Raw genomic sequence first — 21,503 nt, forward strand, 5'->3', positions numbered from 1 at the left:
ATGAAAAGTGATGAATACACTAAAAAGCACTGGGAAGAGGTTTATACCGGAAAAAGTGATGAAGAAGTAAGTTGGTTTGAAGGGAAACCCTCGACTTCATTGGATATTATAGCTTCCCTTGACTTACCTAAAGATAGTTCAATTATTGATATTGGCGGGGGGAACTCAAATCTTATAAGTCATTTGTTGAAAAATGGCTATAACAACCTGTCCATTCTTGATATTTCAGAAAATGCACTTCAGCGTACCAAATCAAAATTAGGCAAGTCAGCCGCAAAGGTGCAGTGGATAAATTCGGACATATTGAATTTTGAACCGACCCAAGACTTTGAGTTATGGCACGACCGGGCTACTTTTCATTTCTTCACACGGGAAGAAGATATCTTAAAGTATATTGACATACTGGGTCGTTCCCTTAAGACGGGAGCGTATTTTATACTGGCAACTTTTTCGACCACCGGGCCAAAAAGATGTAGTGGATTGGAGATTACCCAATATTCTCCTGAAAAACTAAAGGAATTGTTTAAAGTAGATTTCACCCTATTGGAATCCTTTGAAAAAATTCATAAAACCCCTTTTAAAACAGAGCAAAATTTTATTTATAACCTGTTTCAGAAAAAATAATATGAACTACGAGAGAATCCTTTTAAATTCAACCATTACCTGTCCCGAATGTGGACATACGAAAGAAGAGGAAATGCCCACAAAGGCCTGTCAGTTTTTCTATGAATGCGAAAACTGCAATCAAATATTAAGACCAAAGGAAGGCGATTGCTGTGTCTTTTGCTCTTATGGGACGGTTGCCTGCCCACCAATACAAGAAGGCTCTGGTTGTTGTTGAATAATTTCAGGATAAATTTGTAGAGCACCCCAGTACAATTATATATTGCCAAAATTTTAAAATCGATGATACCACGAGATTTAAGCAAGGACATAAAAACGAGGTTGCAAAGTATCAATGGGCAAATTGGTGGCCTCATTAAAATGCTCGATGAAGATACAGACCCAGAGAAGATTTTAATACAGTTCAAGGCAGCACAGAAAGGATTGGATAAAGCCCATTTTCTGTTACTGGACGAAGTTTATCGAAAAGCTTTGGCCATAAAAATATCTGAAACTGTCGAGGCCTGCCCCGGAAATTGTGGCAATGAAGACCGTATCGAATTTATAAGAAAACAGTTTCCAGATTTGGAATTGGACAACCTAACTGAAAAGATGAAGGAAATCGATGTGCTCAAGGCCAAGCTCGAAGCATACAAAAATGGTTGAATCTTTCCAATTAGCATAGCATTTATGGCCCACGAAACGTGGGTCATTTTTTTTGAGATTTTATTTGGAGACCACCCCACCCACCATTCTACCTTTAAACTGTTGTTATGATTTACTAACAATGAAACGATTTATGAATAATTAAAATTGAAAGAATGAAACGTCAAGTAGAAGTTTTTACGGCCAATTGTCCAGTCTGTGACCCTGTGGTTAAAATGATCAGGGAACTGGCCTGTGACAGATGTGAGGTAACGACCTATGATCTGGTCAAGCAATGTGAAGACAAGATTTGTCTTGATAAGTTGGATGAATACGGCATAAAGAAAGTTCCCGCTGTGATAGTGAACGGCAAATTGCTGGACTGCTGTAAGGACTCGGCCATTACCAAGGAAAGATTGATGGAAGCAGGAATTGGACAATCATAATTAAAAAACGGTTAAGTATGATTTGCAAAATATTCCCGAAAATATCGCTGAACATTAGCTATCTACTATTGATTTTGCTATTGCTATTGGCCGTAACAGGAACGGCGATGGCCCAGGGTCACGGCCCTTTATATGGTTTGCAGACACCGACTTTGGCCAAAGGTGGTGTAGATTTGAACGTGGCAAGTATGAGTTTGAGCACGGAAGATGAAACGTCTTATATGCTCCGCTATCTGTTTTCCTATGGCATTACGGAAGACCTGCAGATCAACCTGACCACCCCCACGATGATAGAGCGGTTGCGTGATGCACCAAGGACAAGGGGCAATAGCAATATGCCCGCCAACGGAGATATAGAGGCTTCCCTTTGGTACCGGTTTTTCTCGAATGCTTTTGGTGTGGGGAAGCGTTTTGAGTCCACCGCCATCGTGGGCGTTTCTGCACCGACCGATGATGTCAGGGGACAGGTCAACGTGGGCAACTCGGTACACGCTGCCATTTCAACGGGCTATGCCTCGCGTACTTGGTATGGATGGATTGGGGGCGGTTATCAATATTATTTTGAGAAAGATGGCGAACAATTGGGCGACCTGCCCTACGCCAGTGCGGTAGTGGGGTATCGCCCCAATATATTTATGGGCGATTACCCAAAGCCCGATTGGCGCATCTTTATAGAATCGTTGGCCGAATTCCCAGGTAACAATAAATTTAACGGACAACTGGATCTTAGCGATTCGCGCAGTACAAAAGTTTTGGTCGGCCCATCATTCCTTGGTCTGTATGGTGCCTGGGGCATATCTTTTGGCGCGATGTTTCCGGTCGTACAGGACTTGACACCTGGAGCAGCGAAAGAAAGGTATCGATTGGCCATAAACTTAAGCTATTGGTTATAAAGCAAGAATTTTAAAAATGTATAAAATGAGAAATATATTTAGAATTATGATAATAGGTCTATTCGGAATTGGCACAGCATCGGGGCAAATTACCAAAGTTGACCAAGAAGTGTATGGAATGGATTGCGCCCCTTGCGCCTATGGCCTAGAGCGGGGACTGAAAAAGATGGATGGGCTTCAGGAAGTGCGTGTCAGCCTCAATGACGGAAAGGCATATATGGGATTGGCTGCCGAGAACGGACTTAAATTACGTAGCATTCAGGAAGAGGTAAAAAAGAATGGGTTTTCGGCAAAAAAAGCTGAAGTGACCCTAATGGGTAACGCGAAGAAAGAAGATGGCCAATGGTACTTTGAGACCGCTAATGAACGATTTTCCGTATCGCAGGATACGCCTACGGCGTTGTTACAAAAATTAACCGTTGGAACAGCAACCATAAGCGGAACGGTGCAGGATGAGGAAGATGATAACCTCTCTGGCCATTGGTCCATTGTACTAACCAAAATCGAATAGATTTTATGAAGACTATTTCCAAAATGGTATTGGGAAGCAGCTTGGTTGCCGCCCTTCTTCCCTTGATGTGCTGTTTTTTGCCTGCTCTGCTATCGGTCGGTGCGGGATTTGGTTTCTTGGGTTCAACTTTTGAATGGGTACATCCTGCCCAACCCTTTCTGACCACCTTTTCGGCCGGTGCCCTTGGGTTTGCCCATTTAAGGAATTTTCAAAATTCAAGAAAATGCAGTGGAGAGGAAACCTGCCAAAACGACAAAAGGAAACGCATTATCAACACTTGGTTTCTCTGGACCTTTACATTGCTGATTCTTGCTCTTATGATTTTAAACTACTGGCATGAACTTTAGAAAGCTATTCATTTTTCCGGTTTTTGCTTTGGTTCTTCTCACATCTGGTTGTGAAAGAACGAAAGAACAATGGCAGTTCGAACGGAAAATTATACTTCCCAAAGAAGCCCGCCCCTTGGCTTTGGCCAAGGACGAGGAGGCCATTTGGTTTTCAGATCCGGATTATTTCCGCTTGTATAAAATCGACCTGAATGGAAAGGTGTTGGATTCCATCACGGGGATACAACGGCCGATGAACATCCATATGGATAAGCAAACACTTTACATACCCGAATTCTTGACCGACACCATCTGGCAATATAAAAAAGGTAAAACCAGTCCGTTGAAAATCAACAAACGGCCACAGGCCCCGGCGGGTGTTTCTGTATATGGGGATACCATTCTGGTAGCCGATTTCTATAACCATCGTATCATCGTTCAGACACCAAATTATAGCTATACTATTGGAAAGCAAGGCCATAATGAGGGCCAATTGTATTATCCAATAGATGTAAAACTAAAGGATGATAAGGTATTCGTAGCCGATGCGTATAATAATAGGGTTCAGGTCTTTGATTTTGATGGAAACCACATCAAGACTATCGGATTAAATAAAAAAATGAATGTGGCCTCCGGCATTGCTTTGAGCACTAATGAATTAGCCATCACCGACCAAGAAAATAGCCGGATATTAATTTTTGATTATCAAGGAAAGTTGCTGCAAATATTAAAGGAAGGCATTTTCTATCCAACAGATATTCACTTTGACAAGGGAAGGCTTTTCATCGCCAATTTCAAGGACAATTCTATATCCCTTTATGGCAGGTAATATCAATTGGATATTTTTATAAAAGCTATCTTATGCGTTCATACTCCGTAAATTCGAACGTAGTCCCACCAGTCTCGTTTTCATCCGATTCACTTCTGACAACTAATTGTTGGGCATTTAATTGAATGACAATATGGTATTCACTTGTATTAGAATTAACATGGCTCAGTTTTCCTGATTCTTCGAGAGACCAAGTGCCAATTTCAGTGAAAGTTTATGATATCTGGCTATGACAGGCAATTGCCCCGATTCCCCAGAAATAGCGGTTATCTTCTTGCTCGTCGCCCTTAACATATCTGATAATGTCATCTTTTCGGCAATTTTCGAATTGGGCAAACAAATCTTCCAAGGGCTCCAATATGCCCAATGAATCATTGGGTTGTCCTCTAATTTCTGCAATCCTTTTCCAATCTCCTGCTAAATTATTTTCGGTAAACAAAAGGTTGACTTATTGTGAACTTTGGTCGTCTTTTTTGCAAGACCACATAACCAACAAGGAAAGTGATAATATGTAAATTGTTTGTTTTGGCATTACTTGATTGACATAAAGTTACATCTTATCCTAACATTAAGTACATCTATTTTAAAGAACTATAGTTAGATAGGTTCCAAGTTGTTTTAAATGGCCATCCGCTAAATAATTTCAAAATACAAATAAGATTCTTGCATTGGAATTTAGACCTGTTGGGTTGTTAAGGCCAAAAAGGTCTATCCGATTAGCGATGTTGCTTTTACGTTTCCCGTCGTTTTCCTGAAATCTCAAGTATTTTGACCTGATAGACAATCGGATTTCCCCTTTCGTATAATTTGCTCGAAAATTCATTGATAAACTCAACCTCTCTCCGTTCTTTTCTACGGATAATGCTCTTCACGCCTTCGGTAAAAAGGTGTAACTTTTGTTTGGCAATGTTGCCCTCAAGTTCTTCGAATGTACCGTGCACCATGGCCGATTCCCAATTGAACATCGATTGTATTTCTTCTACCTGTACGGTAACAGAGTTGTTATTTCGCATCGCATTGATTTTATGGCCATCCGAGGTATAGCTAACGATCGTATTGTCGGCAGGATCAAAATAATAGGTGATGGGAATCAAATAAGGCTTCCCTTGCCATAGATAGGCCAAGTGGCCGAGGTAATTGTTTCTGAGGACACGCTCAATCGCACTAGTTGTTAAATCTGTCATTGCTATTGTTTTTGAATATTACTGATCGCTTATATGTGTTTTTCAAAGTGTGGTTTCTGCTTGTATTCCATCATCGATTATTAAGTTGTTGTGCCTCATGATTTATCGCCTTGGCCGTATAGACAGATAAAGAGGCGAAACCATTTAACCACTTGCCAACATATTATAACCTATAATTTTTCAAAAACCTTAAATGCGGAAGAAAGGTTAGAAAAAGCATGGCTGTGCGTACCATTTGATACGAAACCCAATTGCCCAACTTATTGAAGATACCTGCTCTTTGTCTTAGACTCCCCTTTGTAATTTCGCTACACTGGCTTATAACCATTTCAAAGTCGGCCCGAAGAATTTTGGCAAAATTGACCGAGTGAACTTCTACGTTCATTTCAATACTGCCATAACAACTAAGACTGTTCAAGTTAAATGAGCCTATGGTAGACCATTTATTATCTACTACCGCAGCTTTACCGTGTACTACGGATTTGTTCCATTCAAATATTCTCATATGATGATTCAGAAAAGAAAAGCACAAATGTTCGGTAGCCCTACGTACCAAAGGCACATCGCTAATGCCCGCTAAGATCACCGTTGTTTTTATTCCTCTTTTACAGGCCTTTTTCAATGCCTTTGCTATTCTACTTCCAGGTAAAAAATACGAGCCTACGATAACTATTTCCTTTTTGGCGTGAATGAAGGCGTTGGTGTATGCATCACAGACTTCCGTTTTTCGCTGTAGCCAGTCGTTTTGTAAAACTCCTACGAGTGCGCTACCTGCCGAATGTAACACGGGTGGTATTTTTTTTGAACTTCCTTTTTTGAAAAAATAATCACTACACAATATTTGTAGATCCTTAGCTGCCGGGCAATTCAACTGAACGGCATAGTCCAACCAAGGTTCCGCAGCTCCGGTTCCATAGTATTTATCGGCAATATTGATTCCGCCTATCAATGCTATTTTTTTATCAACGACCGCAATTTTATGATGCATCCGCCTGCCGATATAAAAATTGTTCAAGGAGAATAAAGGCGAAAAAAACCGAAGTAAAATACCATGTTGCACCATATCATCTGCAAAACTATCGGGTAATGCAGCACTACCATAGGCATCCAGTAAGACGTATACTTTTACCTTTCGTTGCGCGGCTTTCTTCAAACAGGCAGCTATTCGGTTTCCTGTTTCATCGTTCTCAAATATATAGGTCTGTAAATGGATTTCCTTTTCTGCCTTATCTATTAATTTTTCAAGCCGCAAAAAATAGTCTTCTCCCGAATGGACCAACTCAACATATTTTGAATTGTCTGTGGCATTTTGAAATGCTGTTTTACTGTGTTTTCCAACTGCATATTTATGGTCCATCGCTACCCTTTTTTATGCTGGTCGGCCAATAAGATTTGATCAACCTCATTATCTTGTTTCCTCAAAAAATAAACCAATCCCAAAGATGCCAAAACGGTTGTCCCAGCAATAATGAAAGGGTAATAAAACCCTCCGGCAATCAGCCAAGTCCCCAATACCGGACCCAAAATTTGACCGATACTGTTCGTGGAACTTTGAATGGATATATTCCTTCCCGTGTTTTCCTTGGATATCAAAGAAACTGCCGAAAGCAGGTTTGGTGTCACCATGGCTCCCCCGGCTGCGAAAATTATTATAGTAACATAAATGTATAGTTCACCACTCACAAAAGGGAAGACGATTAACGAAACACCCGATATCAATAACCCCAATGTTATTTGCTGTTTAGAGGTCAATATTTTTTCGCCATAGGTTGCGAATACCGGTTGCAAAACGGCCATCACGGAACCACAAAGCATAAAACCAATACCCACCTGATTGGTTGTAAAGGCCAACTCATCCTTCCCATAAATTGAAAACACGGTCTCAAACAGGGTAACCACGAACTGCATCACAAAGGATAAGAGCAACAAAATGATAAAATAGTTACTAAGGGAAAAACTGAATTTGACTACCTCAGAAGCAATACGACTTTTTACTTCCGTATTCTTTAGCCATTTTATGATTATCAGCAATACCACAAAGCCCAAAAGAGCGGCCAAAATAAAGGGAACCGAAAAACGGTCTAGGTGGAACACTCCAAAAGAGTATGTATAGTGAAGGTTCGTTCGCGACAGAAATCCCCCCAGAACAGGGCCAAATATGACACCGGAACTGATAGCGACCCCAGACCAGGCCATTATTTTGGTCCTTCGCTTTTCTGAGGTAATATCACTTAAATAGGCATTACTGACCGGAATGACCGCTGATGTAAAGATGCCCCCTATTATACGGGCTATATATAGCATCGGCAGGGAAGTGGCAAGACCCGTTAGCAAGTTCATCACGACAAAACCTACAAGCCCCAATAGTATTATAGGTTTACGGCCATATTTATCGGAAAGCTTGCCCCAGACGATAACGAACAAGAGCTGGAACAACGGATAAATACTGGTCAACATTCCGATATGGAAGTTGATAAGGTCCGTATCCAGATTGTCCTTTAACGCCAGTCTTTCCGTGTAATAGGGGAGGGTAGGCAATAAAATACCGTACCCGAGCATTACCACAAATAAACTTAACAGCACTAAAAATATCCTGTTAAGTTTGTCCTTTCTATTCATTACTTTTTCCCAATTTTTCTTTTCAACAATTGAGCGTTAATGGCTACAATAATGGTGCTTAAACTCATAAACACGGCACCAACTGCGGGACCCAGTACAAAGCCTGATGAGTACAAAACACCTGCTGCCAATGGGATGGCGACGACGTTATAGCCGGTGGCCCATATCAAGTTCTGGATCATCTTGTTGTAGGTGGCCTTGCCGAACAAAATCAAATTGGCAATATCCTGAGGGTTACTGTTTACTAGAATAATGTCCGCAGTCTCCGCAGCGACATCAGTGCCGGAGCCCACGGCTATTCCAACATTGGCTTGTGCCAACGCAGGTGCGTCATTGACCCCATCGCCCGTCATGGCCACAAACTCTCCTTTGCTTTCCAACTCTTTTACGATTTCCACTTTTTGATGGGGTAGCACTTCGGCATAATAGCCATCCAAACCTAACTTATCGCTAACAGCCTTGGCTGTTTTTTCATTGTCACCTGTGGCCATCAAAACTTTGATATTATTCTTTTTGAATATTTTGATAGCTTCCGCAGATTCTGGTCTGATCTCATCCGCTAAGGCAATATAACCGGCCAATTTTCCATCGATTAGAACAAAAACCACCGTTTCAGCGGCATCGCTATAGGCATCTTCAGGAATTGCAATTTTTTCATCCCTTAAATAACCCGGACTAACTACTTTAACTTGCTTACCTTCCACATTGGCCTCTACACCTTTACCAGTAATCGCATTAAAGTTTTCAGGCTTAGGAATTGTAATATTATCTTCTTTGACCTTTTTTATGATTCCAACTGCAATAGGATGTTCCGAGCTCTGTTCCAGGGCACTTGAAAGCCTTAAGATTTCTTCTGTAGAATATTCTTGCTTAACCGATTCAACTCTTGTGACGCCAAAATCACCTTTGGTCAATGTTCCGGTTTTATCAAACAATAAAGCTGATATTTTTCGGGATTCTTCAAAAGCTGTTCGATTCCTTATCAATAAGCCATTTTGGGCAGATACTGCGGTAGATATAGCGACAACTAACGGAATGGCAAGTCCTAATGCGTGTGGGCAAGCAATAACCATAACCGTCACCATTCTCTCTAAGGCATATACAAAAGGGAAGCCTAAAATGAGCCAAACAGCCAATGTTCCAAAGCCAATCGCTAACGCAATGTAGGTTAACCATTTTGCGGCCCTATCAGAAAGGTTCTGCATTTTAGATTTGGTCTTTTGCGCTTCCTCGACCATTTTGATCACCTTATTGAGATAACTGTCCTTTCCGGTATGCTCTACCTTGACTTTTAGGGTACTATTACCATTTACCGACCCACCGATTACTTTGTCGTTCTCATCTTTTTTTACGGGCTTGGATTCCCCTGTAAGCATTGATTCATTTAAGTAACTCGAACCATCTACTATAATCCCATCGGCAGGAACTTTTTCACCTGGTTTTACTAAAATCACATCGTCTTTTAACAAATCTTCCAAGGGAATATCTTCTATAGTATCACCCTTTACCCTGTGGGCTTCGGCTGGCATCATACTTACTAAAAGCTGTAAGGCTTTTGATGCACCTAATACACTTTTCATTTCTATCCAATGGCCTAAAAGCATAATTGCGATCAGTGTTGAAAGTTCCCAGAAAAAATCTTCCCCCCTTAGTCCGAATACTGTGGCAGTACTATAAAAGTAGGCAACGCTTATGGCCATGGAAATTAGGGTCATCATTCCAGGTGCGCCCTTTTTGACCTCTGACCAAAAACCTTTTAAGAAAGGCCAGCCTCCAAAGAAATAGACGATGGTAGATAGTGCAAATAGGATATATGGGTTTCCTGGTAAGAGAAATTCATATCCGAAAAACTCCTGTATCATTGGCGAGAAGAACAATATGGGAATGGTTAGCACGAGCGTTACCCAAAACCGTTTTCGAAAATCGGCAATCATCATTTTGTGATGGTCGTGACCCATTTGACCGTGACCTGGATTATGACCTGAATGGTCGCCAGAACCGTGATCCATTTTACTATGATCCATCTTGCTATGGTCGTCGGATTTTGGATCTTCCATTTTCGAGTGATCCATTTTTGAATGGTCTTCTTTATCGTCATTCATTTTAGAATGGTCCATTTTGGAATGATCTATTTTTTTGTTCTTTTGCTCTTCGTGATTGTCCATAGTATTCTATTTAAGGGTTATCGTAATTTTTTTCGCATTGCTTCCGAGATATTTTCAGCATAGACCCCATAGGCATCTACCAAAAGCCCCTTTATACCATCTTTTGATGAAATGGCATAAAGAACACTGTTATCGTCCGTACTGCTCATACCTTCAAAACGATGGGTTTCATCCACATCAAAATCTTCGGGATGGATTTCCAATTCCAATGAAGCACATTTTATACAGTCGGGGGCCAAATTAAAATCATAGGTATATCCCCTGATCTGTAAATCATTAATTGCTTCTGATAGGGTGTCATAGTTTCTCATAATTTATTATTTGTATGTCATCGTAAAATAGCTGCCGTCTTTCTCGGTAAATTTCTGGAATGATAACAAGTTCTCATTTGTAAGTTTTTCACTTGCAACATAGTCCAATTGTTTAATTCGTATTCCTATGGCGTAGGCCTTAATATTGATTTTGGATTTAATTGTTTTTCCATTTCCATTGGATTCCAACACGCGGTCATAAATTTTAATCTTACTGTTGGAACCAAAGAAGTTCAACAATCCCGAATCAAAGCTCATTTCGAGTTCAACATTCTCTAAGTTCCCAAGGTCATAGAGTTCCTTGAAATTTTTGGACACCGTATTGATTTCGGTTTCCTTGGATTTTGGCTTTGAAAAAGGAAAGGCCATTACTATAATACTGGATTCATCCGGTTTACATCGGTAAGTGGTGGTATATTTATCGGTCGGAGTGCTTTTTTTATCAAAAAGCTCGGTTGTGACAACAATTTCATAATATCCATCGACTTCTTTCAACTTACCTGCTTTAAAGGTCTGCTTGTTCAGAAAGTCTCCATTTTTATCAAAATTTTCCCGTACCACCCTTCTATCGGACAATTGTCCGATTAGCATTTCATCTTGTGGGTATGCGGAAAAAATCATAAAAATGAATGTTATTAAATACAATCCTGTTTTCATATGTGGTGCATCAATTCTTTAACCTCCTTGGCAATCACATCGCTCAAATCAATTTTATTCGACTGGTGTGGAATCGTGTTGCAGGAAATGATGTCCTCCACATAAGCGTCCCACAAATCTTGATAGGCATTTCCTGAAAATACGGCATGAATGCCGATGCATATTGCAGGTTTCATTCCCGCACTTTTCAAATGCTCCGTAGTTTCTATCATGGTTCGGGCCGTAGAAATGATGTCGTCTACTAAAACTGGCGTCGCTTCCTTATATTTATCTACATCGGGCACGGAAACCTCAACATCACGGTCGCCATGACGAACCTTTTGTAACACCGTGAAGGGTACTCCTGCTTTTTTTGCCACATCGGAAACCCATTGCTCGCTTTCGGAATCGGGCCCGATAAGTACCGGATTATGTATGTTTGCCTTAATATATTTCGATATTTCGTCAGCAGCATGGATGACCCTGTTCGGAATGTCATATACCTCCCCTAATGAGCTTATCCTATGTAAATGCGGGTCAATGGTCGTGATGCTATCGGCAAAACCTGAAATCAATTTCCCGAAAAACCCAGAGGTAACCCCTTCACCTTCATTGAACACCTTGTCTTGCCTCATATAAGCTAAATAGGGGGCCACCAAGCACGTACACATCGCACCCAATGACTTGGCAGTATGACTCAAAAAATACAACGGTAATAACTTTTCGTCAGGCTCGTGCAGGGTACAGACCATGACCACACACTTGCCTTTTACATCGGAAAGGATACGCGTGTAGGATTCCCGTCTGGAAACTTGCGTATGGTGCATTCCCCGATTTCCGCTTTCATTTTCTCCGCTAACAATTCCGTGAGTTCTTGGTTTCCCGGAAGACTGAATAATATAGTTTTCATTTGTCCTTTTTTTTATTCTATTGTTATAATATCGTCATGGCTCTCATAATATTCCAAGGCATAGTTCAACTCCCCTTGCGATTCTGCAAAGAGCGTATAGAGTAACTGGCCTTTTTCTATTTCATCGTTTAAATGAACGTTCAATAAAATACCGGCAGATTTGGATTGGGGCGCACCGGAAAGTTTGGCGAGTTTTGCAATCTTTCTATTGTCGATACGTCGTAAAACACCTGTTTTTTTGGCTTTTATTTCGAATTTATAAGGTTTTAGAAGGGGTTGTTTAAAATTACCTTGGGCTTTACAGATAGCGAGAAATTTGTTGTATGCCTTACCTGATTCCAATAGCCCTCTGGCGGTTTGCTTCCCTTTTCCTAATTCGATTTCGCCAGAAAGCTCTAACAGCTCGCCCGCCAATAGAACTGCCCTTTCTCTTAGGTCTTTCGGTGCATCAACTTCATTCTTGAGTACACTAAGGAGGTCCATTGCTTCAAGCGCGGGGCCAATACCTCTGCCGACAGGCTGTGTACCATCTGTAATAACTACTCTTGTATTAAGGCCAACAGCTTTGCCCACGACTTCGAGATGTTCCTTAAGCTTCATGGCAGCGTCATTGGTACGAACCTTGGCCGTTTCACCGACGGGAATATCAATGACCACATGGGTAGAACCTGCGGCCGCTTTTTTAGAAAGCACGGATGCAATCAACTGCCCTTCGCTATCAATATCCAAGGCTTTTTCAATTTTGATGAGCATATCATCTGCCGGACTTAATTGTGCGGTACCCCCCCAAACAAAACATCCGCCTTCTTTTTCAACAACAGCTTTGATTTCTTCCAAAGAGAGGGTAACATTGGTCAATACCTCCATGGTATCGGCTGTTCCCGCCGGAGATGTAATGGCCCGGGAGGAGGTTTTGGGCATGGTAAGCCCATGTGCTGCAACAATGGACACAACAATGGGAGTGGTTCTATTACCCGGTAAACCTCCGATACAGTGTTTATCGACCACAATCTCCTTGTTCCAGTCCAATTGTTTTCCAGAAGCGATCATGGCTTTTGTGAGTTCCGAGATTTCATTGACATCCAATCTATTTCCGGCACAAGCCGTAATAAAGGCCGAAAGATGAATGTTCGAGTAATCTCCTTCAACGATGTCGGTAATGATTTCATCGAAGGCCGTATAATCCAGTTTCTGATTGTAGATTTTTGCCCGTACGTGGCTTAAGGAATCTATAGGTTCTAAATGGGACACCATTAGTGTTTCATTTCCGGACACTTTTAATTTTTTCGCCGCCGCTTCGGATAAACCTATCTCTCCGGCTAGCAGTACATCCGATGTTATTACATTAAGACTGGCAACGATGGACGTACTGAAATTGGATACACGGATTCTGGTCAATGCTTCAAAACCTTCGGAAACACAGACATGGCAATCTTCCCGCATATAGACTACATGTTCGTTCTGTGTATAAATGCCCAAGTGTTTATATTTTAAAGTACTCGATTTTTCTTCCATAACTCTTTGCGTTATTTTAGTTTAAATAGTTCTGGTGATGCCACCAATGGTATTCCTATAATCAAGTCCATTAGCTGTTTTGAAAAGTTTCTACGGATTCAATGCTATATAATTTGGGAATTTCAGAACCCCAATCATAAGTTTCCTTAATGCCTTTTTGCAATGCTTCCGCACCTTCTTTCTCTCCGTGAACAATAAATATCCTTTCCGGTTTCTCTGCGACCTTGCTTAGCCAATCCAATAGTTCGGAATGGTCGGCATGTGCCGAAAGACCTTCTATTTCTGCCACCTCCATTTGAAAGGATACTGTTTTTCCGTACACTTTTAATTCCCTGTCGCCTTCCAACAATTTTCTTCCCCGAGTACCTTCCGCTTGATAGCCCACAAAAAGCAAGGTGTTATTGGGGTTTTGTGCTTGTGTTTCGAGATAATTGAGCATTCTACCTCCTGTGAGCATTCCACTTCCGGCGATGATGATTTTAGGTGTATCGTCGCTTCTCAATTCCATAGTTTCACGATAACTGCTAACCACAGTAAAATAGGAACACATTTCGTCGCACTCATCATCCTCCAACCTGTGCCAATCCCTTGTACGATGGAACAGTTCCAATACATTGGCCCCCATCGGACTGTCCATAATCATCTGCACTTTGGGGATTTTATTTTGTTTTAACAACCTCCAAAATATCAGCATCATCAATTGGGCACGCTCTACGGAAAAACTTGGTATGAAAAGGCTTCCGCCCCTTTCAATGGTTTTGTTGACCAATTTTTCAATTTCGGGAAGTGCCTCTGCTTCTTCGGGATGAAACCTGCCGCCATAGGTCGATTCTATAAAAAGAACATCCGCCTTTTTTGGTTTTAGCGGTGGATATAGCAATAAATCGTTGGTTCTGCCGATATCCCCTGAAAAAACAAAACGTTTTCCGAGAACATCCAATTCTATGTAGGTAGCGCCAAGGATATGGCCGTTGTACTGAAATCTAGCTTTTATGTTTTTCATCAAGGGCAGCCATTGGCCGGGGGGTACTCCCTTGAAATAGGGAACGGTTTTTTCAACATCCTTTAAATCGTAAAGCGGTTCGGCGGGGCTGTGTTTGGAATAACCTTCCTTATTGGCACGTTCGGCTTCCTGTTCTTGAATCTTGGCACTATCGTTCAATATGATTTTGGCAATGTCCAGGGTGGGGTACGTTCCATAAATGGGTCCCTTAAAACCCTGTTTGACCAATCTGGGCAGATAGCCTGTATGGTCCATGTGCCCATGCGTAAGCAAGACCGCGTCAATTTCCGAGACTTCAACGGGTGGATACTCCCAGTTTTTTAGACGTAGTTCTTTTAGTCCTTGAAAAAGACCACAATCAATCAAGATTTTGCGTTCGCCAGTATCCAGGAGATATTTTGAACCGGTAACGGTTCCTGCAGCTCCTAAAAAGTGAATGTTTATTTTGTTGTTTTTCATTTATAGTACCCGTTTAGTGTCCCCCACAGCAGGAAGGTGTGTTCCCTTTATCTTGGTCCGGTTGGCATAACTCCGCTATTTCTTTGTGGAGATCATGAAAATCCTCTTTGATGAGAAGGGCTAGTTTCTTGGTGGATTTGGGTTCGGAGTTTACCATCTCCAATAGTATTTCAAAAGCTTCTTCAAGTAATTTGGAATCATCCTCCATTGCTTGGTAAAATGGCTCTAGGTCTGTACTCTTCTGTTTTTTCAATTCTTCTGTTTTCATATGTTTTCTTTTTAGGATTAATTAATGTTTGTTGGTTTAATGCGCTGTGCATAATTCTTCCGAATCTTCGAGAATTTTTTTTTGTCGTTGCTTGGCGATACCTATTTGCTCCAATAGTGATGGGTTTTCGTTAATATCCTTGCAGAGCACAATGCCTTTATCCAATAATTTGGATTTCTCGGCCTTTGTCAATGTTGTTAAAGAGGTTAAGGGATGTAGACCGGATCTGTCTATGCGTTCTTTCAGACCGTTCCCTTTCGGATAATCCCAACTTGTAAGCATCAGCCCAACACAGGTACCATATTGTATGGCATCGGTGGTAAAGCGGGTATTGGTATAAACACCCCCTTGATGAAACTTGGTTTTATGGCCTTGCTGTTTTTCCCATTGTTTTTCCACATCCAAAAATCTTGATTGGATATAGAGCGGGATTTTCACGTTGCAAAACCGGCCCTGATCACTATGGTATTTACATTCAATCATATAATGCTTGTTGTCTTTTTCAGCTATCACATCCACTTCATGCTGTACACAATTGCCTTGAACGATTACCCCGACTTTTGTATCAAAACCTTCTTGACTCAATATGGCCCCAACAAATTTTTCAAAGGGATAACCCGAAGGCCCGAGTTCCATAAGGGCTTTTTTTAGTTTATACCGCGAAGCGCTCATACGGGCCTTGCTCTTTAGCATCCTAAAGGCACTTCGGTATATTTCTTTGGTGGTCATGCCATGGGATACCCTGTCCCTAATTTCATTGGCAATTTCTTGAACAAGCGTTTCGTCAGCCTTTGAACGGCGCAATGATTTGATAAGCTTGTTGATATCGAATTCCTCAAGTTCACCGGAATATTTTCTTATCTGTACCTGCTGGGGCATTCTCTATATTTTAATGCTCATCACTGGTAGCGAAGAATGGTTGGCGACCCCTTCTGTAATGCTTTTTGAGAACAAACTCAAAAAACCTGTATTGCCGTGTGTACACATGGCAATCAGGTCCGCTTTGTTGTGTTTCAAATATGTATTGATGCCCGTTTCAACTTGGTTCTCGTTATACACGTTCATGGAGAAATTCTTGAGTTCTGGAAAACCCTCCAAAAACTTTCGTATGGGATCTAGGCCAAGGGCGATACTATTATGGTCTGAAGCCGTGTTGATGCGTAATAGATGAATTTTCGCATTACATTTTTCTGCGATGGATAGTACTTCCCTAAAAGCACTGCCCACATCTTCCATAAAATCTGAAACGAAGACGATATCCTTGAAAGGAAAACTTACATCATCTTCTTTTACCACAACGACCGGCACATCGGATTTTCTTACCAAACGTTCTACGTTACTTCCGACAAGTTCACGAACTATGCCCTTGGTGCCACTGCTTCCTGTAACGATGAAATCATGGTCATAATGACCCGAATGTTTCAGAATGTTGTCTTGATCTACATGAAATTGTAAAAAGGTTTGGCATTTTAGATGTTCTTTTTCGGCCTTTTTTTCCAGTTCACGTAACGAGGCTTTCGCTTTTCCAATTTTTTTGAGGGTTTCTGGATACCGTTTTTCCTTTTGCTTGTCCAATTTGACCCAATCGACAGGGGTTTTTAACAAATGGAAAAAATGGATTTCGGCATTATAAAGTTTGGCCATTTCAATGCCCAAATCGGCGGCTTTGTTGCAGTTTTCTGAGAAATCCGTGGGTACGAGTATATTTTTCATAGTGTTATTGTTTTAAGGTTTATTTAGATTTAAGTACTTCCTTAGGAAGCTTGTCGTTTTATTTGCTGGCTACTTCGTTTCCCGAGTCGATTTGTTTTTCAAAACAATCCAGATTATGTATGGTGGTTTCGGCAATATTCGTCAGTGCCGTATCGGTCAAGAAGGCCTGATGGCTCGTTATCAGAACATTATTGAAGGTCATCAAACGAGCGATTACATCGTCCTGTAAAATCTCGTCAGAATGGTCTTCGAAAAACAGTCCTTCCTCTTCTTCATAGACATCCATACCAAAGTACCCGACCTTTCCGGTTTTTAGTCCATCGATGACCGCTTTGGTATCTACCAGACCGCCCCTGCTCGTATTGATGAGCATAACACCTTTTTTCATGACCCCAATTTGCTCGGCATCTATTAAATGTTTCGTGTCGGTAGTCAAAGGCACGTGAAGACTGATAATATCCGATTCGGCACATAATGTTCTACAATCGGTATAGCGGGCACCAAATTTTTCTACTAGGTCTTCATCCTTGTTGACATCATAGGCTAGAATTTTACAGCCAAACCCATGAAGGATTTTGACCAAGACTGCGCCAATCTTTCCGGTGCCCAATACCCCAACCGTTTTGCCGTTCAAGTCAAAACCAGTGAGTCCGTTTAAGGAAAAGTTTTGTTCACGCACTCTATTATTGGCCCTAATTAGTTTTCTGTTCAAAGCCAATATGAGTGCGACCGTGTGTTCTGCGATGGCGTAAGGCGAATATGCGGGAACACGAGCCACCTTGATGTTCATTTCATCCGCCTTGTCCATATCCACATGATTGTAGCCTGCCGAACGAAGAGCTATGTATTTGACTCCGAACGCACCTAATTTTTCTAGTACGTTGGCGGATGCATCATCCCCTGTAAATAGACTGATGGCCTCCGAGCCTTTTGCCAAGGGAACGGTATGCTCGGATAATCGTTCCTCTAGTAGCCTCAATTCATGTTTGCCGTCATTGGCGGATGTTAAATAGGATTCTTCAAACTTATGGGTGCTGAATACCGTTGTTTTCATTTGCGTTTTAATTTTATTTACCAAAAATCTTTACGAGTTCGTACAATTCGTCTTGTACCTGGTGTTGTTTTACCACTTGGTCAAAAGGCGTGAGGCTAAGTTCGTTGTTGAGAATACCGACCATAACGCTCTTTTTTTCTTGTAAAAGGGCCTTTACCGAAGCTGTCCCAAGTCTTATCCCCAACATACGATCGGCAGCGGAAGGGTTTCCACCGCGTTGCACATGCCCCAGTTTTGTGATGCGGAGGTCTACCTTCGGATTTAATTCCTTGATCTTTGATGCCGCTATTTCGGCACCAAGTTCATCGCCTTCGGCAACTACGGCAATGAAGGCTTCTTCGCTATCATAAACACTTGCCTTTTCGAGCAAACGGACAAAATCTTGTCCGCTTTCCGGCACTAAAATGGCATCGGCACCTACGCCCAACCCAGAATGCATTGCTATATATCCGCAGTCCCTTCCCATTACCTCAATTAGAAATATTCGGTTATGTGATTCTGCTGTGTCCCTAATCTTATCAATGTTTTCGATTGCCGTATTCACTGCGGAATCAAAGCCCAAGGTGAAGTCGGTTCCGGCCATGTCATTGTCAATGGTACCCGGAATACCGATAAATGGTAGTTCGCAAATCTCCGAAAAGGCGAGCAGCCCTTTAAAAGTACCATCCCCTCCCACGGCGATAAGTGCATCGATGTTATTTTTCCGAAGGTTCTCCAGGGCCTGCTGTCTTCCCTCTTTAGTTAGGAATCTTGCGCTTCGTGCGGTCTTAAGAAAAGTACCGCCCCGATGCACTAATTTTTGAAGTTCCTGGGTATCCAATTCGACTAAATCCCCATCGATTAGGCCTTCATAACCTTTACGAAAACCACTTAATTTTATGCTGTTCACTTCGGCAGTTTTTGCAATGGCAAATAAAGCTGCGTTCATGCCTGGGGAATCCCCTCCCGAGGTAAATACCCCAATATGTTTCATATTCGTGTTCATGATTTAGTGGTTTTAAGATTAGCGGTAATCAGATCGGGTATTTTTCCGTAAAACCGATTGAAAACCATACAAGCCGTTAAGTCGCCGGTAACATTGACTGCAGTTCGGAACATGCCGAGCAAGCGCTCCACCCCGATTATTATGATAATCCCCTCAGAAGGTATTCCGGCCCCCGATAATACCGAAGCCAGTATGACAACGCCACCTCCGGGTATGGCCGGGGTTCCGATCGAGGCCGCAACGATCGTAACGACGACGACAATTATATTCAAAAGGCCCATTTCAAGGCCATAGGCCTGTGCTATGAACAAAGTCGTTATGGTCTGGTAGAGGGCCGTACCATCCATGTTTACGGTAGCCCCGATGGGAATTATGAAATTACTGATAGAGCTATCTACTTTCAGTTCTTCCTCTGCTGTTTTCAGCGATAAGGGCATGACCGCCGCAGAACTTGTAGTCGAGAATGCTAAAAGCTGGACATCCGTAATTTTCCGTAAAAATTTAAGAGGATTAGTCCGGCCAAGTGTGCTTACCAATAAGAGGTAGATAACAATCAACATAAATAGGCCCAACAGTACAACGAGCACATAAAAACCCAATCCTGAAAGGGAGCTTAACCCGACACTGGATGTAAGCTGGGCCATCAATCCGAATACTGCCACCGGCACCAACAACATGGCCCATTTTACTACGGTCATACAGATTTCCTGTACGGCACTCAAAAGTAATTTTACCGGTTTGAGCAAATCATTGGGTAACGACAGAACGGCTACCCCTATGATAATGGTAAAAATGACAATGCTCAACATTTCGCCACTTACCATGGAGGCCAATGGGTTTTCGGGCAGTAGATCCGTTATGGCATTCGGAATATCATTTATTCCAAAGGATAGTTCCGAACTTTCGGCAGTATCGGCCAATGCATTTGCATGATCCATTTCCGCCTGTTGGTGCAGATACTTTCCAGGTCTGAACAGTGTGGCTAGCACCGTTCCTATGGTTACCGATATAATTGTTGTTGATATAAAATATAAGAGTACACCACCCCCCAACCTTTTTAGATTTTCCTTGTCGTTACTGGCTATGCCCGTAATGATGGAAGCCACGATCAAGGGAATCATGATCATTTGCACCAATTTGAGGAAGAGCATTCCCGGTAGGGCCAACCAATTTCCCAACATATCGGCAGTCGCCTTACTGACCCAACCGTTTTGAGGACTTAATAATAACCCGAAACCTACACCCAAAAACAAAGCGATAATCACTTTTAGCCATAACCTGCTCTCTACCAGTCTCTGCAAGTAATGATTTAATGATTTTAAAGATTTTATTTCGGTTTCGAACATGGTATTTTATCACTTAGGCTATCGTTATTTTTTCCTCCAAATAAACACTTTGGACCGCATGCAATAATTCTACCCCTTCTTTAATGGGTCGTTGAAAAGCTTTTCTTCCAAGTATGAGACCCGAGCCTCCTGCCCGTTTGTTCACAATTGCGGTTGTGATGGCCTCGGTCATATCAGAGGCTCCTTTGGAACCCCCACCGGAACTGATCAGTCCTATTTTGCCCATATAGCAATTGGCAACCTGTAAACGACACAAATCGATGGGGTGTTCGGTGGTCAGGGTTTCATACATGGCATCGTCATATTTCCCAAATTGAAGGTCTTTAAAACCGTAATTTGTAGTGGGCAGTTTTTGTTTGATGATATCCGCCTGTATCGTTACCCCAAGGTGGTTGGCTTGTCCCGTTAAATCTGCAGCGGTGTGAAAGTCCTCTTTATCCGTTTTGAAAGCATTATTACGGGTGTAACACCACAAAATCGTGGCCATGCCAAGTCTATGGGCTTCGGCGAAAGCTTCCGCAATCTCCACTATCTGTCGATTACTTTCCTTAGATCCAAAATATATGGTCGCCCCAATAGCAACTGCGCCCATATCCCAAGCGTCCTTGACCTTTCCGAACAAGGTTTGGTCGTAGGCATTGGGGTATGACAGTAGTTCATTGTGGTTTATCTTCACGATGAACGGTATTTTATGCGCGTATTTCCGAGCGTACAGACCTAATACACCAAAAGTCGAGGCCACCCCGTTACAACCTGCGCCAATGGCCAGTTTTATAATATTCTCAGGGTCAAAATAATCGGGGTTTTTATAGAAGGAAAAAGCGGCACTATGCTCGATTCCCTGATCTACGGGAAGTATGCTTAAATACCCTGTATCCTTCAGGTTGCCATGCCCGTACATTTGGGCAAGACTTCGAAGCGTTTGTGGATTACGATTGCTGTTGACAAAAACTTTGGAGACAAAATTTTTATCGGGCAATTGCAGTTCATCCTTGGTAATCTTTTCGCTAACATGATCTAAATAGAAGGACGCTTTGTCCCCCAACTGCTCTATTAATTTTTCGTGAGTGTTCATTCTTGTT

At 41.9% G+C, this 21,503-nt stretch carries 26 protein-coding genes; 8 read left to right on the forward strand and 18 right to left on the reverse strand.

Going from position 1 to position 21,503, the window contains the following annotated elements; all coding sequences use genetic code 11:
- The 8 genes from LX92_RS08530 to LX92_RS08565 all read left to right on the forward strand — a co-directional run bounded on the left by LX92_RS08530 (nucleotide 1) and on the right by LX92_RS08565 (nucleotide 4,253).
- Complete coding sequence (locus tag LX92_RS08530; protein WP_109649878.1) at nucleotides 1-624, forward strand: class I SAM-dependent methyltransferase; 624 nt, start codon at nucleotides 1-3, stop codon at nucleotides 622-624.
- 1 nt (nucleotide 625) lies between these two features.
- Nucleotides 626-841, forward strand: a complete 216-nt coding sequence (locus tag LX92_RS08535) for a GDCCVxC domain-containing (seleno)protein (RefSeq protein WP_109649879.1) — start codon at nucleotides 626-628, stop codon at nucleotides 839-841.
- A gap of 65 nt (nucleotides 842-906) precedes the next feature.
- A complete protein-coding gene (locus LX92_RS08540) occupies nucleotides 907-1,269 on the forward strand; it encodes a metal-sensitive transcriptional regulator (protein ID WP_094997463.1) in 363 nt (120 codons plus the stop codon).
- 155 nt (nucleotides 1,270-1,424) lie between these two features.
- Nucleotides 1,425-1,694, forward strand: a complete 270-nt coding sequence (locus tag LX92_RS08545) for a thioredoxin family protein (RefSeq protein ID WP_109649880.1) — start codon at nucleotides 1,425-1,427, stop codon at nucleotides 1,692-1,694.
- A gap of 17 nt (nucleotides 1,695-1,711) precedes the next feature.
- A complete protein-coding gene (locus LX92_RS08550) occupies nucleotides 1,712-2,587 on the forward strand; it encodes a hypothetical protein (RefSeq protein ID WP_223308341.1) in 876 nt (291 codons plus the stop codon).
- 25 nt (nucleotides 2,588-2,612) lie between these two features.
- Entirely contained in the window at nucleotides 2,613-3,098 is a 486-nt protein-coding gene (locus tag LX92_RS08555) for a heavy-metal-associated domain-containing protein (RefSeq protein WP_109650107.1), read from the forward strand.
- A 5-nt stretch (nucleotides 3,099-3,103) separates the two neighbouring features.
- Entirely contained in the window at nucleotides 3,104-3,445 is a 342-nt protein-coding gene (locus LX92_RS08560) for a hypothetical protein (RefSeq protein WP_109649881.1), read from the forward strand.
- Nucleotides 3,435-4,253 (forward strand): NHL repeat-containing protein, encoded by an 819-nt coding sequence (locus LX92_RS08565; protein WP_109649882.1) that lies wholly within the window; start codon nucleotides 3,435-3,437, stop codon nucleotides 4,251-4,253. The genes LX92_RS08560 and LX92_RS08565 overlap by 11 nt, the downstream gene beginning before the upstream one ends.
- A gap of 214 nt (nucleotides 4,254-4,467) precedes the next feature.
- Here the strand turns inward: LX92_RS08565 and LX92_RS22410 are convergent, their stop codons facing one another.
- The 18 genes from LX92_RS22410 to LX92_RS08650 all read right to left on the reverse strand — a co-directional run bounded on the left by LX92_RS22410 (nucleotide 4,468) and on the right by LX92_RS08650 (nucleotide 21,496).
- Complete coding sequence (locus tag LX92_RS22410; RefSeq protein ID WP_109649883.1) at nucleotides 4,468-4,692, reverse strand: hypothetical protein; 225 nt, start codon at nucleotides 4,690-4,692, stop codon at nucleotides 4,468-4,470.
- A 292-nt stretch (nucleotides 4,693-4,984) separates the two neighbouring features.
- Complete coding sequence (locus tag LX92_RS08575) at nucleotides 4,985-5,437, reverse strand: pyridoxamine 5'-phosphate oxidase family protein (protein ID WP_109649884.1); 453 nt, start codon at nucleotides 5,435-5,437, stop codon at nucleotides 4,985-4,987.
- A 163-nt stretch (nucleotides 5,438-5,600) separates the two neighbouring features.
- Nucleotides 5,601-6,794: a phospholipase D-like domain-containing protein gene (locus tag LX92_RS08580; RefSeq protein WP_109649885.1), complete on the reverse strand. Its 1,194-nt coding sequence runs from the start codon at nucleotides 6,792-6,794 to the stop codon at nucleotides 5,601-5,603.
- A 2-nt stretch (nucleotides 6,795-6,796) separates the two neighbouring features.
- A complete protein-coding gene (locus tag LX92_RS08585; protein ID WP_109649886.1) occupies nucleotides 6,797-8,056 on the reverse strand; it encodes an MFS transporter in 1,260 nt (419 codons plus the stop codon).
- A complete protein-coding gene (locus LX92_RS08590; RefSeq protein WP_109649887.1) occupies nucleotides 8,056-10,221 on the reverse strand; it encodes a copper-translocating P-type ATPase in 2,166 nt (721 codons plus the stop codon). Before LX92_RS08590 ends, LX92_RS08585 begins: the two co-directional genes overlap by 1 nt.
- A 17-nt stretch (nucleotides 10,222-10,238) precedes the next feature.
- A complete protein-coding gene (locus tag LX92_RS08595) occupies nucleotides 10,239-10,532 on the reverse strand; it encodes a phosphoribosylpyrophosphate synthetase (RefSeq protein ID WP_094997470.1) in 294 nt (97 codons plus the stop codon).
- Nucleotides 10,533-10,538: 6 nt separating this feature from the next.
- Nucleotides 10,539-11,153: a hypothetical protein gene (locus LX92_RS08600; RefSeq protein WP_207211106.1), complete on the reverse strand. Its 615-nt coding sequence runs from the start codon at nucleotides 11,151-11,153 to the stop codon at nucleotides 10,539-10,541.
- A 32-nt stretch (nucleotides 11,154-11,185) separates the two neighbouring features.
- Nucleotides 11,186-11,995 carry a ribose-phosphate diphosphokinase gene (locus tag LX92_RS08605; protein WP_223308340.1) on the reverse strand — a complete coding sequence of 270 codons (810 nt, stop codon included), beginning with the start codon at nucleotides 11,993-11,995 and terminating at the stop codon, nucleotides 11,186-11,188.
- A complete protein-coding gene (locus LX92_RS22725; RefSeq protein ID WP_223308339.1) occupies nucleotides 11,938-12,078 on the reverse strand; it encodes a hypothetical protein in 141 nt (46 codons plus the stop codon). Before LX92_RS22725 ends, LX92_RS08605 begins: the two co-directional genes overlap by 58 nt.
- 12 nt (nucleotides 12,079-12,090) lie before the next feature.
- Nucleotides 12,091-13,593 carry a thymidine phosphorylase family protein gene (locus LX92_RS08610; protein ID WP_109649889.1) on the reverse strand — a complete coding sequence of 501 codons (1,503 nt, stop codon included), beginning with the start codon at nucleotides 13,591-13,593 and terminating at the stop codon, nucleotides 12,091-12,093.
- 70 nt (nucleotides 13,594-13,663) lie between these two features.
- Nucleotides 13,664-15,055 (reverse strand): MBL fold metallo-hydrolase RNA specificity domain-containing protein, encoded by a 1,392-nt coding sequence (locus LX92_RS08615; protein ID WP_109649890.1) that lies wholly within the window; start codon nucleotides 15,053-15,055, stop codon nucleotides 13,664-13,666.
- A 13-nt stretch (nucleotides 15,056-15,068) separates the two neighbouring features.
- A complete protein-coding gene (locus tag LX92_RS08620; protein WP_109649891.1) occupies nucleotides 15,069-15,323 on the reverse strand; it encodes a hypothetical protein in 255 nt (84 codons plus the stop codon).
- A gap of 36 nt (nucleotides 15,324-15,359) precedes the next feature.
- Nucleotides 15,360-16,202, reverse strand: a complete 843-nt coding sequence (locus tag LX92_RS08625; protein WP_109649892.1) for an ATP cone domain-containing protein — start codon at nucleotides 16,200-16,202, stop codon at nucleotides 15,360-15,362.
- Nucleotides 16,203-16,205: 3 nt separating this feature from the next.
- Complete coding sequence (locus LX92_RS08630) at nucleotides 16,206-17,036, reverse strand: universal stress protein (protein ID WP_109649893.1); 831 nt, start codon at nucleotides 17,034-17,036, stop codon at nucleotides 16,206-16,208.
- Between the two features lie 58 nt (nucleotides 17,037-17,094).
- Complete coding sequence (locus LX92_RS08635; RefSeq protein WP_109649894.1) at nucleotides 17,095-18,090, reverse strand: 2-hydroxyacid dehydrogenase; 996 nt, start codon at nucleotides 18,088-18,090, stop codon at nucleotides 17,095-17,097.
- 13 nt (nucleotides 18,091-18,103) lie between these two features.
- Nucleotides 18,104-19,075: an ATP-dependent 6-phosphofructokinase gene (locus LX92_RS08640; RefSeq protein ID WP_109649895.1), complete on the reverse strand. Its 972-nt coding sequence runs from the start codon at nucleotides 19,073-19,075 to the stop codon at nucleotides 18,104-18,106.
- Nucleotides 19,072-20,421 carry a dicarboxylate/amino acid:cation symporter gene (locus tag LX92_RS08645; RefSeq protein WP_109649896.1) on the reverse strand — a complete coding sequence of 450 codons (1,350 nt, stop codon included), beginning with the start codon at nucleotides 20,419-20,421 and terminating at the stop codon, nucleotides 19,072-19,074. Before LX92_RS08645 ends, LX92_RS08640 begins: the two co-directional genes overlap by 4 nt.
- A 13-nt stretch (nucleotides 20,422-20,434) precedes the next feature.
- Complete coding sequence (locus tag LX92_RS08650; RefSeq protein ID WP_109649897.1) at nucleotides 20,435-21,496, reverse strand: class I fructose-bisphosphate aldolase; 1,062 nt, start codon at nucleotides 21,494-21,496, stop codon at nucleotides 20,435-20,437.
- Between the last annotated feature and the right edge of the window lie 7 nt (nucleotides 21,497-21,503).

Source organism: Maribacter polysiphoniae (assembly GCF_003148665.1).
GTDB classification, from domain to species: Bacteria; Bacteroidota; Bacteroidia; order Flavobacteriales; family Flavobacteriaceae; genus Maribacter_A; species Maribacter_A polysiphoniae.